The sequence below is a fragment of the Vibrio caribbeanicus ATCC BAA-2122 genome, assembly GCF_000165125.1.
GTDB lineage: Bacteria > Pseudomonadota > Gammaproteobacteria > Enterobacterales > Vibrionaceae > Vibrio > Vibrio caribbeanicus.
Genome location: NZ_AEIU01000045.1, coordinates 1 through 12,336 on the forward strand (window position 1 = coordinate 1; position 12,336 = coordinate 12,336).

General features: G+C 41.9%; 11 protein-coding genes. 10 read left to right on the forward strand and 1 reads right to left on the reverse strand.

The window, feature by feature from the left end; genetic code table 11:
• Window positions 1-660: 660 nt before the first annotated feature.
• From RH40_RS03875 to RH40_RS03895, 5 genes are all read left to right on the forward strand, one after another.
• Complete coding sequence (locus RH40_RS03875; RefSeq protein WP_009600042.1) at window positions 661-2,376, forward strand: dipeptide ABC transporter ATP-binding protein; 1,716 nt, start codon at window positions 661-663, stop codon at window positions 2,374-2,376.
• A 95-nt stretch (window positions 2,377-2,471) separates the two neighbouring features.
• On the forward strand, window positions 2,472-4,025 hold the full coding sequence (locus RH40_RS03880; protein ID WP_009600044.1) for an ABC transporter substrate-binding protein: 1,554 nt from the start codon (window positions 2,472-2,474) through the stop codon (window positions 4,023-4,025).
• Between the two features lie 105 nt (window positions 4,026-4,130).
• Window positions 4,131-5,108 (forward strand): ABC transporter permease, encoded by a 978-nt coding sequence (locus tag RH40_RS03885; protein ID WP_009600046.1) that lies wholly within the window; start codon window positions 4,131-4,133, stop codon window positions 5,106-5,108.
• A 3-nt stretch (window positions 5,109-5,111) separates the two neighbouring features.
• Window positions 5,112-6,050: an ABC transporter permease gene (locus RH40_RS03890; RefSeq protein ID WP_009600047.1), complete on the forward strand. Its 939-nt coding sequence runs from the start codon at window positions 5,112-5,114 to the stop codon at window positions 6,048-6,050.
• A 150-nt stretch (window positions 6,051-6,200) separates the two neighbouring features.
• Window positions 6,201-7,085 carry an SPOR domain-containing protein gene (locus tag RH40_RS03895; RefSeq protein ID WP_009600048.1) on the forward strand — a complete coding sequence of 295 codons (885 nt, stop codon included), beginning with the start codon at window positions 6,201-6,203 and terminating at the stop codon, window positions 7,083-7,085.
• A 15-nt stretch (window positions 7,086-7,100) separates the two neighbouring features.
• Here the strand turns inward: RH40_RS03895 and RH40_RS03900 are convergent, their stop codons facing one another.
• A complete protein-coding gene (locus RH40_RS03900; RefSeq protein ID WP_009600049.1) occupies window positions 7,101-7,856 on the reverse strand; it encodes a chromosome segregation ATPase in 756 nt (251 codons plus the stop codon).
• A 106-nt stretch (window positions 7,857-7,962) separates the two neighbouring features.
• Between RH40_RS03900 and RH40_RS03905 the strand changes: the two genes are divergently transcribed.
• The 5 genes from RH40_RS03905 to RH40_RS03925 all read left to right on the forward strand — a co-directional run.
• Window positions 7,963-8,859 (forward strand): response regulator, encoded by an 897-nt coding sequence (locus RH40_RS03905; protein WP_009600050.1) that lies wholly within the window; start codon window positions 7,963-7,965, stop codon window positions 8,857-8,859.
• Window positions 8,860-9,233: 374 nt separating this feature from the next.
• Window positions 9,234-10,433 carry an MFS transporter gene (locus RH40_RS03910; RefSeq protein ID WP_009600051.1) on the forward strand — a complete coding sequence of 400 codons (1,200 nt, stop codon included), beginning with the start codon at window positions 9,234-9,236 and terminating at the stop codon, window positions 10,431-10,433.
• A 167-nt stretch (window positions 10,434-10,600) separates the two neighbouring features.
• Window positions 10,601-11,419 (forward strand): alpha/beta hydrolase, encoded by an 819-nt coding sequence (locus RH40_RS03915; RefSeq protein ID WP_009600052.1) that lies wholly within the window; start codon window positions 10,601-10,603, stop codon window positions 11,417-11,419.
• 43 nt (window positions 11,420-11,462) lie between these two features.
• On the forward strand, window positions 11,463-11,816 hold the full coding sequence (locus RH40_RS03920) for an energy transducer TonB (protein ID WP_139056843.1): 354 nt from the start codon (window positions 11,463-11,465) through the stop codon (window positions 11,814-11,816).
• 193 nt (window positions 11,817-12,009) lie between these two features.
• Window positions 12,010-12,336: glycosyltransferase (locus RH40_RS03925; protein ID WP_009600054.1), on the forward strand; the 327-nt coding region annotated here is incomplete at its 3' end.

Here is a 12,336-nt window from a genome sequence, read left to right on the forward strand (position 1 = left end):
GAAAAGCTGAGGCTTTTTTGCTATCACAAAGTAGTGCCCTATGGTCGGGGTCTGGAAGCCCAGTCGCATCGCCTCCCTCTTCGAAGACAATTAAACCATCATGTGTATATTTAGGGCTTGTTGCTACTAACGATAATCTGATACGCATTTGCCAAACATAACTTTCTTTGGGGAACATAAGTATTCTGTTGTTTGCCTTTTTTTGTATTTTTATTTTCTAGTTGATAAAACTATACAGCTAGTCAATCACTGGACAATTAATCCAGTGATAAGTGATAAATAGGTTTTTAAGGCTGGTATTTTTACATTACCCAAGAAAATGTTTTAATATTGTTAAATGGTTTTCCAAGTGAAAGTTTGAATATTTATACAATCGGAAATATACAAATATCGAAAAAAAGAAGTGTTTTATAAATATGATACCGTCATAACTTGTTATTTTTACGAAGGTTAACAGTTGTAAATTGAACTACACTGCATATTTATATTATGTTTTTGCTTCTTTCTCTTCATATTTTAACTTTTAACTCTATATTTGTTGCTTTTCTGTGAATTTTTTGCCAAATTGATGAGCTTGTAATTTGCCAGAACGATATTCTGGTATGAATGGATTCAATTTCAGACAGGGCAGAAAGCTGCCACAGCAGTAGAGGTCTGGTAATGTCACTTTTAGAAGTCAAAAATCTTCGAATCGAATATCCTTCGCGCCATGGTGTTCATGCTGCGGTGAAATCTCTCTCGTTCAATATTGAACGAGGCGAAATTGTCGGAGTGGTCGGTGAGTCTGGTGCAGGTAAATCAACCGTCGGAAATGCGGTCATCGACCTTTTGAGTCCGCCGGGGCAAATCGCAAGCGGTGATGTCTTTCTTGATGGGAAAAAAATATCGGGCCTTACTGCTGAGCAGATGCGTGGTGTACGCGGTTCCAAGATTGGTTTTATTTTTCAAGATCCAATGACGTCTTTAAACCCCTTATTTACCGTTGAGCACCAGTTGAAAGAGACGATTCATGCCAACATGGATGTGTCTGACGATGAAGCTTATCAGCGTGCACTCTCTTTGATGCAAAAAGTAGGGATTCCTCAGCCGGAAAATCGTTTAAAACAGTTTCCACACCAGTTCTCGGGCGGAATGAGACAACGTGTTGTTATTGCAATTGCGCTGGCAGGTGAACCGGATTTGATCATTGCAGATGAGCCGACAACGGCACTGGATGTTTCAATTCAAGATCAAATCTTAGCCTTGATTAGACAGTTGTGTATCGAACACAACGTGGGGTGTATGTTGGTTACCCACGATATGGGGGTTGTTTCTAACGTCACCGATAGAGTTGCCGTCATGTATCGTGGTGACTTGGTTGAGTTTGGGCCGACCACGAAAGTATTAGGTGAACCTGATCACGCTTACACGCGTAGTCTCATTTCTGCTGTTCCTCGCTCTGATGTAAAACTAGAACGCTTTCCTTTAGTTAGCTACATTGAAGAAGCTCATGAGATGGAACCTCTCGATGTCAAAAAACATTGGTTGGGCCAGAGCCAAGATCATCGCCAGTACACTGGTTCTTTACTTAATGTAGAAAATGTAAACTTGCGCTTTGTCACCAAAGACTCTTTATTTGAAAGCCGTAGAGAATACGTCCAAGCTTCCAACAATGTGAGCTTCGATGTCCGTGAAGGAGAGACATTTGGCTTGGTGGGGGAGTCTGGATCAGGTAAGTCAACCATTGCTCGTGTCATCGCTGGTTTATATCAGCCTAATTCAGGCAAGGTTACTTTTGAAGGCATTGACCTTACCGGATTGAAATCGGAAAAAGAGCGCCGTCCTTTACGTCGACAAATGCAGATGGTGTTTCAAAACCCATATACTTCCATGAACCCTCGAATGAAGATTTTTGACATCATCGCAGAGCCAATACGCTTTCACAAACTGACCAAGAATGAAGCGGAAACTCGCCAGATCGTTCATGATCTGCTCGATCACGTTGGTCTTGGTAAAATGGCTGGAGTGAAATACCCTCACGAGTTTTCCGGTGGACAGCGACAAAGAATTTCAATTGCGCGTGCTTTAGCGACCCGTCCGCGTTTGTTGATATGTGATGAGCCTACTTCTGCACTTGATGTGTCTGTGCAAGCACAGATTTTAAATCTTCTCAAAGATTTACAAGATGAATTAAACCTTACCATGCTATTTATTAGTCACGACTTACCTGTGATACGTCAAATGTGTGACCGGGTTGGAGTGATGCAAATGGGCACTCTTCTTGAAGTTGCACCGACAGAGCAGTTGTTTTGCTCACCGCAGCATGAATACAGTAAACAACTGATCTCCTTGATGCCAGAATTTACTGGATTAAGAGAGGCAGTAAATTCGGCATAAATAAGCCATAAATCTTGCTTGCCATCACTGATTGGCAGGAAAAATAAAACGCAAATTCAACAACTAGGGATAAATCCCGCATAAGGAGTTATGCAATGAAAACCATGAAAAGCAAACTAGCAGTAGCTTTGATGGCAGCAGGCTTGAGTTTTAGCGCTGCAGCAGCAGATATCACCGTCGCTTACGATGCTGACCCAGTATCTCTTGACCCGCATGAGCAGTTATCAGGTGGTACCATGCAGATGTCTCATATGGTATTTGATCCGCTGATCCGCTTTACTCAAGATATGGAGTTTGAACCACGATTGGCAAAGTCTTGGGAGCGTGTCGACAATCAAACTATGCGCTTTCATTTGCATAAAGGTGTTAAATTTCACTCTGGTAATGAGCTGAAAGCTGACGATGTTGTGTGGACATTCAATCGTTTGAAGAGCTCTGCAGACTTTAAAGGTATTTTTTCTCCCCTTGTCGCGGTTGAAAAAGTTGATGACTACACCTTTGATATCAAAACAGATGGCACTTATCCATTGGTAGAAAATGTTGCAACCTATATCTTCCCAATGGACAGCAAGTTCTACACTGGAAAAACCAAAGACGGTAAGGACAAAGCAGAAATGGTTAAGCACGGTAACTCGTATGCTTCAACAAATGTTTCGGGAACTGGACCTTTCATTGTTACAGCACGCGAACAAGGCGTGAAGGTTGAGTTTGAACGCTTTAAGGACTACTGGGATAAAGATACCAAAGGAAATGTTGATAAGTTAACTCTTGTACCGATAAAAGAAGACGCAACTCGTGTTGCAGCGCTTCTATCGGGTGATGTCGATATGATTGCACCTGTTGCGCCCAACGATTACAAACGTATAAAAAATGCTGATAAGGTAGATCTTTATACTATGCCTGGAACTCGTGTTATCACTTTCCAGATGAACCAAAACAGCAACCCTGCACTTAAAGATGTGCGTGTTCGTCAGGCGATTGTCTACGCAATAAATAATGAAGGGATTGTGAAAAAAATCATGAAGGGCGCAGCAACGCCAGCGGCACAGCAAAGCCCGGTTGGTTATGCTGGTTATAATGCCGATCTGAAACCTCGCTATGATTTGAAAAAAGCCAAGCAACTGATGAAAGAAGCGGGTTACGAAAAAGGCTTCAATTTGACCATGATGGCGCCCAATAATCGTTACGTGAATGATGATAAAATTGCTCAAGCAGCGGCCGCTATGCTGTCAAAAATTGGCATCAAGGTTGATTTGAAGACTATGCCAAAAGCGCAGTACTGGCCTGAGTTTGATAAATGTGCAGCGGATATGTTGATGATAGGGTGGCACCCAGATACTGAAGATTCGGCAAACTTTACTGAATTCTTGACCATGACACGTAATACAGATACTGGTAAAGGACAATACAACTGCGGCCACTACGGTAACCCTGAGGTGGATAAACTTATCAATCAAGCAAACGCTGAGACGGATTTGCCAAAGCGCAGCAAGATGCTTAAGCAAGTTGAAGCAACGTTGTACGACGAAGCCGCTTTCGTCCCTCTACATTTCCAAGACCCTTCATGGGCAGCGAAAAGCAATGTGGAAATCGGGCCAATTGTTAACGGCATGAACCAACCCTACTTTGGTGATCTTGTCGTTAAATAAGAATGGTTAGTCCATGTGTTTGTTTCATGGACTAACAGACTGAATAAGCGAGTAAAATAATGGTGTTTTACTCGCTAGTTTTTATGGAAAGCAAAGGGGCAAGGAATGTTTTCGTTTCTGGTCAAGCGCCTATTTCAGGCACTGATAGTGATGTTTGTGATCAGTTTGGTGGCATTTGCCATTCAGGATAATCTTGGCGATCCACTCCGAGAATTGGTGGGTCAGTCAGTTTCAGAGGCAGAGCGTCAAGCTTTGCGAGATGAACTCGGCCTAAACGATCCCTTCATTCACAAATATTCGCGCTTTGTCGCTAACGCTCTGCAAGGTGATCTCGGAACCTCGTATTTCTTTAAGCGTCCTGCTGTAGAAGTGATATTGGATAAATTGGTTGCAACACTCGAATTGGTGTTTGGTGCGACGCTGATCATTATTTTCTGTTCGATACCCTTGGGGGTTTATTCGGCGATTCATCCGAAGAGTTTGTTCACCAAATTTGTTATGGCAGCGAGTAGTATTGGTATCTCTATTCCGGTTTTTTTAACCGCAATTATGTTGATGTATGTATTCTCTATTGAGCTTGGCTGGCTACCATCATTTGGTCGTGGGGAAACCGCGAATGTACTCGGCTGGGAGTCAGGATTTTTTACTCTCGATGGTCTTGCTCATCTTGTCTTACCTTGTATTGCCTTGTCATCGATTATGTTGCCGCTCTTTATTCGTTTAGTTCGCTCTGAAATGCTTGAAGTTTTGAGCTCAGAATATATCAAATTTGGTAAGGCTAAAGGCTTAGCGCTGAATAAAATTTATTACCAACATGCACTTAAAAATACATTGTTGCCAGTACTAACAGTGGGTGGTGTTCAAATTGGTACTATGGTGGCGTATACCATCTTAACTGAGACTGTTTTTCAGTGGCCTGGGACTGGCTTTCTTTTTCTTGAAGCAATAAACCGGGTTGATACACCACTTATCACCGCTTATGTCATTTTTGTCGGCCTTATCTTCGTCGTTACTAATACGATTGTTGACTTATTGTACGGTATCATCAACCCGACGGTGAATTTAACTGGAAAAGGAGCTTAATCCATGAATCAAGCAACTTCTGCTCCTTCTCGCTGGGAGCGCTTTAAGCAGTCAGACTTTCTGTATTATTTCAAACGCGATAAGGTGGCAATGACCAGCTTTAGCATTTTTATGGTCTTTTTAGTACTTGCTCTTGCAGCCCCTATATTGTCACCGACTGATCCATACGATTTAGCATCGATTGATATTATGGACTCAGAGTTACCCCCGTCATGGATGGAAGATGGGGATGAGCGTTTTGTTCTTGGTACCGATGAGCAAGGTCGGGATATTCTATCGACCATCTTATACGGTTCACGTTTATCATTGACCATCGGGTTTTTAGCTGTTGGGTTACAGCTGGTGTTAGGTATTGTCATTGGTTTATCAGCGGGCTATTTTGGCGGCAGAATTGATAGCTTCTTAATGCGGTTTGCTGATGTGCAGCTATCATTTTCGACTATGATGGTTGCCATCATAGTGTCGGCTATTTTTAAAGCGAGCTTTGGCAGTGATTTTTACAGCCAGTACGCGGTGGTCATGTTGGTCGTCATTATTGGTGTTGCTGAATGGCCACAGTATGCGAGGACGATAAGAGCTTCGGTTTTAGCAGAAAAGCAAAAGGAATATGTCGAAGCGGCGAGAGTTATGGGGTTTAAAGCCCCTCGTATTATGTTCCGTCATATATTGCCCAATTGCTTATCACCTATTTTAGTGATTTCTACAGTGCAAGTGGCAAATGCCATTATGTCAGAAGCGGCACTTTCTTTCCTTGGTCTTGGCCTACCAGTCGACCAACCTTCGTTAGGTGCGCTTATTAGTATAGGATTTAATTATATTTTCTCCGGTGCATGGTGGATTACTGCATTTCCGGGGGTGGTCTTAGTGACCTTGGTGCTGGTGATTAATTTATTAGGAGACTGGCTACGAGACGTATTTAACCCTAAAATTTATAAAGGGTGATCTGTGCCAAATACTTAATCTTAATTTTATCATTTAAAAGAGCCGGATTGATTCCCGGCTTTTTTTTTGCATGTAAATGGGCTTTAAATGTTAAGAATACCACTATATTTGCCCGCTTAGCAGGGCAAATGAGTTGTTAAGTATAAAGATATGGGTATCAATATGGCGATCAAGCCGATACAACCTTTGCAAAAATGTCCAAGCGTTCTTTTGACCGTGGTGAGTTGTTTATTCACTCTTCCTTCTCTGGCTTCAGACTTCTTATGTGACGCAACTCAAACCTCGAATTCTCAATTGCCATTGCTCGAATCGAGTTGCCCAATTGGGAAAGGAATGTGGGGTAAAGCAAGGCCAACTAAACACTCCACTCATTTTTGGATTCAGTGTGGTGTATTTCGCCAACCCTTGTCTGTATCGCAAGCGCAAAAACTGTATCAAGGCATCTCGACCGATGTTTGGCTCAAAAAGGAGCGCAAACATTATCGCTGTTTAATTGGACCTTATGAGGATTATCAAACGGCCCAGAGAGAATGGCGTGATGTTCGAAAGCAAAAAGGATATGACAAGGTTTTTATTCGCCAAGTGATAAAGTCAGCAACTCAAAATCAAGCACCAAAGGTCGCTAAAAAAAGCCGACAGTCCACTAAACGAACTCCCGTTAATCAGCTTAATGACCATCAACAAAAAGCTCATACCTATCCAACACCCTCAACCCGTCGCTTCACTCAGATCAATGGGATTGAATATAGGGTTCCCTACACCATGGATAACAATGATCAATTCTATATGGAACATGAACTTCCGTGGAATCGACTGGATTACCAAGCCGCGCTCAAAACATGTCAGCAATTGGGCATGAAGCTATCGACCGCAGAGCAATGGCAGACCCTACTTAGTAAAAAGATTATGTATAAAGACAAGTGGCCTGTGCACCTCCCTTACTGGGGTGCTAACCGGCAAGGCTTATTCAGTAATGGTAAGGTCAGGGAGTTGACGGGCACATCGCTGCTGAATGTTCTTTGTGTAAAGGAATAGCGAGAGCAGTCAATTCTACTCATTTTTCTGTTCGGATTCTGCCAAGAGATCGAGGTACTTTTGCTCGATAAAATCTTTCTCTTTAGCAACATGATAAAGTTGTTGCTTGGAAGCTTGAAGGGCAGCAGCTAGCGCTTCACTGTCGCCCTGATTACTGAGTTTCTTCTTGTAGGCTTCTAATTGTTCGAGCATTTTTCTTTTTTCTTCTTGATGCTCTTTTGCTAAATCTGAGCTATCATCGGCTTCAGTTAGCTGAATGTATTCTTGCTCGAGTTGCTCGAATTGTTTCTCAAGCTGCTCTTTTTCCTGTTGTAGGCTTTCAACGGTCCCAGTTTGTTGGAGTAGCTTGCTCTTAGCTTTCTCTAAGCCTTTGGTACTTTTATTTAAATCTACTTTCAGCTTGCGGATTAATTGATGAGATTTATTGAGTTTTTGGTTGAGTTCTTCTACCGACGCTTTTTCTTGATCCGAAAGCTCGCCCGCTGAGCGAATTTGAGATACTTGGTTTTCCAAAGCTTGCTGAATTAAGATCAAGTCATTGAGAGTATCGCTATTTTCTGCCGTGAAGTTTAGAGCATTACTCACAGACTCTTGGCACACTTCATAGGTTTTGTTATCGATATGACTGTCTTGAGTTACTTGGCGCGCAAACTGTCGCATCTCACGCAGTATAAACCACAAGACTAAGAACCAAATCAATAAAATAAACAGTCCCAAGTCAACGGCAAGGACGACCAAAACATCTGTGGTCAGAAATGAGACTAGATCCATGACAGTCAATACATCCTTAAAACATTTATCGTACTTAAGTTTAGTCGCCACCAAATAATATGCCTATAATTTAGACAGTTCCTGTTGTGTGAGTGAAACCTGAATTGTGAAAATTCTGATTGTGGATGACAGTAGAGCAACACTAGAGATCGTCAGGCGAGGGTTGGAGAGCTTCGGCTACTGTCGTCTGTCGATAAAGAAAACCAATAGCCCTGTCGATGCGCTCAAATTAACCGAAGAGTGGTCGCCTGATATTCTGCTGACTGACTGGTATATGCCTGATATGACGGGTTTAGATTTGATAAAAGCAGTGGTTGAGCTTGGGTTAGAAATTAAGATTGGCATGATAACGACGGTCGATGATGAGGCCCAAATCAAAGAAGCTACCTCTGCTGGGGCTAGGTTTGTATTGCATAAGCCCTTTGAAGATAGCGAGTTACACCGTTGCCTGTTACCCCTTGTCCAAGGTGTTGAAGAAAGCAAGCAGGCTTTGGACTCGATTGTTGAAGTTCAGAAAGAGCTTGCTTTGCCCAAATTGAAGCAACTTGAAAAGTTGCTTCAAAGAGAGATTAGTGCAAAGTTGGAGCTTAACAATATTCAACCTCAAAGCTTCAATGAGAGTAAAGTACCGTGTTTGATGGCTGTCTATGAGGATACTGCGACTCAACGGCCACGGGCCGTAGCCATGCTTGATCTCCATGCGATATGTGTTTTTGCTTGCTCTGAGGCTTCTGTTGATCAAGCTGACTTACAAAAAGCGATTACCACTCAGCTTGTGAGTAAAGGTGTCTTGGATGCTTGTCAGCAGGTGCTTGGCCGGGCTGCTTTGGCATTTCTTGATAGCCAAACACGTAAGAGCTTACGCTTGAAAAATGTGAGTTTTATTCCAACCGCTTTCGACAATATGAAGAAGTTGTATGAGAAAGAGCTGGATAAACGCATCGACTTCTCATGCCAACTACCAGGGATGGCGAAGGGAAATATCATATTGGTCGGATTTTAGTCTTTAATATCAACAATAAAATAACTTATGAGCGGTTAAAAATGCAGCTTACTTCTCATAAGAGTAACCTTCCCGATCTTTTCCTTGTAAAACAGAGAGCATAGTTTATCGTCTGCACAACTTTAGTTGAAAGACTTGATAGTAGTTGTACGGTGAAAATGTAATTTTATAACTATCTAAATATCAAGGAATAACTCCTAGTTTTAGTCTTTGGGTTCCTCACCCATCTGTTGGTAATTTGTGTAAAGAGATGTTAAGTCACTCTATAGATTTTCAAGAGCCAATTCCTATTTATTCATACCATTTGAACTTATTTCTCTGTGAGTTGATTAACCTCTGAGAAATTAGGCTGTAGTTTTTAAGGAGCAAATTATATGTCATTGACTTGGCGACAGCGTTGTAGTGCAGTACTCGGTAATGCGATGGAGTACTATGACATTGCAGTTTTCACTTCTATTTCTATGTATATCTCTCAGATGTTCGCCAATCAAGGCATTGCCAATTCTGAATTGATTGTGTGGGGCGTATTTGCGGTACGTTTTTTAATGAGGCCTTTTGGTGGGATTGTTATTGGTCGCTATGCCGATAAATATGGACGTCGAAGGGCCTTGGTGGTTTGTAATTTTTTAACCGGTTTAGCCACAGTAGCAATGGCTTTGGTTCCAGTATCATTATTAGGGCCATATGTCGTAGTGGTCTTTTTGTTGTTTCAAATGGTACAGGCTTTTAGTTTTGGTGGTGAATATCCAACACTAATTAACTATCTAATGTTTGATGCCCAGAAAAATCAACGTTCGCGTGTAAGTAGTATGATTGTTGGTAGTACTATCCTTGGTATTATCGCATCTTTATTGATCGTCGCAGGACTGAAGTCTATTTTGACCGAACAGGAAATGGGAGAATGGGGTTGGAGAATTCCACTGTTAGTCGGTGTTGTGAATATTTTCGTTAGTCTTTACTTGCGTCTATCATTGCCAGAATTGCCCAAAACTCAACGCCTTTCAACTCGTTCTAGCAGTAGTAGCATTTTAAAAGTATTTGGTATTGCCGTTTTAGGAGCGGTTATTTTTTATACTCAAAATTTAGCTAGTGGTATTTTGGGCAAAGCGATGAATATTGATAACCTTGCTTTAATCAATACCACTATGCTAGTGCTATTTCTTTTCATTTTCTCATTTATTGTGGATAGGGGATTTAACCCACACAAGGCGCTGAAATTTGGTACGACGGTACTCCTGTTTGCAGCGGTACCACTTTTTTTACTGTTAGAGTCCTCGTCCTTCATTTATCAAGCTTTTGCTGTTATTGCGATTAGTGCACTCATTGCACTGATTTTAGGTAATATGTGTGCGGTATTGTGGGACCAGTGTCCGAATCAAACCACGAGTCTGGGTATTGGTTATAATACCGCACTTTCTATTTTTGGTGGACTGACACCTCTGATTGTGTCGCAACTCATGGAGCATGGTGTGGTCTATGTTGGCGTTTACGTTGCTTTGGCGACACTACCAACCTTGTTTATTTTTTCCCATGAATCCTCTCAGGAAAAACTGGAATTTGCCAAGAGCCATTAATCCTAACAAGCAAGTAGAAATAGGCACATTTTGTGTGCCTATTTCCGTAAAGCTCATCGCGACGATGAGACGGGCATTCATTTCAACTTTTATTTTGTTGCTAAAATAATCAGTAAAGAGATACATTGATGTTCATCGAACGATCTGATTGTTTTTAGGAGCCTGATTTGCACAACTATGACCATGAATTTAATTTGCGTAGAAGGCATCCATTTGGTCGAGTGCACATGGTCACTAATCAATTACAAAGCCTGTGGGCGAGAGCGACTATGAACTGTCATCTTGATCACGCTTATGGAGCGACAAATGGTCAGACAGTTGATATTTTCCCTGCCGCGCAGCCTAGTGCTCCAGTATTATTATTCATACATGGCGGCTATTTTAGAGCGTTAGACAAAAGCCAATACAGTTATATTGCCCGTCCTTACGTAGCAGCAGGATTTACGGTTGCTGTCATGAACTATGATTTAGCTCCCGGTGTGAGTATTGGTGAAATTATTCAGCAAAATTTAGCAGGATTTGAATGGCTGAAACAAAACATTCATTCTTGGAATGGAGATGCAAGCAAGTTCATTCTCTGTGGGCATTCGGTTGGCGCATTTTTGGTGGCTAAGATTGTCCAACACGCTGTTGTTATGAACGACAGCGAGTGTATTGGGGCGCAAATACTACTGAGCGGAATTTTTGATCTAACTAAAGTGCGTCAATCTTACCTCAATCAGGTGCTATCATTGAATGAGTCCGAAATAAACGCCAGCCCTATTTTTACAGATTGTTACCAACAACCAGAAACAATGATCTTGGTTGGGGGAGAGGAGACCGCGGAGTTTATCCGCCAGTCTGAGCGATATCACCAAAAAATGTTGGCTTGTCGGACTCGAAGTGAATACCATTGCTTGGAGGATCTCAACCACTATACTGTGTCACGCTTGTTGGCATCGAAGTACAACTTTCTTTATCATAAAATCTGTTCATTGGTTCGCTAGTTCTATGATATTTCGAAGATTGTGATAGTCTTAATGTTAACTTTTGAGTCTACACAATTTTGACTTTATGAAACTACTTGGCTGTTTTGTCCTCTTAATGCTCACGGGTTGTGTTAACACCGTGACCGAAAAAGTGCTTGAACCCTCTGACCAACTCATGCCAGAAAGACAGGTACTGCCAGAATATCCCTCTGCCGCCTTTAGTCAAAAGATTTCCGGCTTTGTAACCGTGAGCTTCAACATTGCTAAAAGTGGTCAAGTTGTCGATCTTAAGGTGGTGAGCTCCGAACCGACAGGGGTCTTTGAACAAGCAGCATTAGAGGCAGTGAATCAGTGGCTTTATCCCCCCCAAGGCACCACTACTCCACAGAAGCTGACTTTGTATTTCCGTCACTAATAGCCATTTGGCTACCTTTCTACAATTGCGTGAAACTTCTTTCCGCAGCTCTTCGAAACATCATATCTATCCAGTCATCGATGCAATATGAGCTTAAGCTTTGCTTCAAAGCATGAAAAAAATGTCAACTACATCTCTTTCACAAAATTCTTTGTAGTCTAGAACTCTTCATCCGACATTGTGGAAGACCAGTATGCCAGCGATTAATCGTCTTGATACCGCTTTCTCTGAAATAAGCCAACCGACAGAACCTAAGATTATTTTGTCTGTGGTTGTTCCATTTTTTAACGAACAAGAGGTGCTGCCAGAGTTTCATCGTCGATTGTCGCTGGTACTGGATAGGATTCCAGAGCCGTGTGAAATCATTTATGTAGATGATGGAAGCACAGATAGTAGCCGAGAAATAGTACAAAACTTCGTGCCATCAGTTCATAAGATCCGTTGTTTGGCGCTAAGTAGAAATTTTGGCAAGGAAGCCGCCATGAGTGCAGGCCTTGAACACTACGAGGGAGAGGCTGTA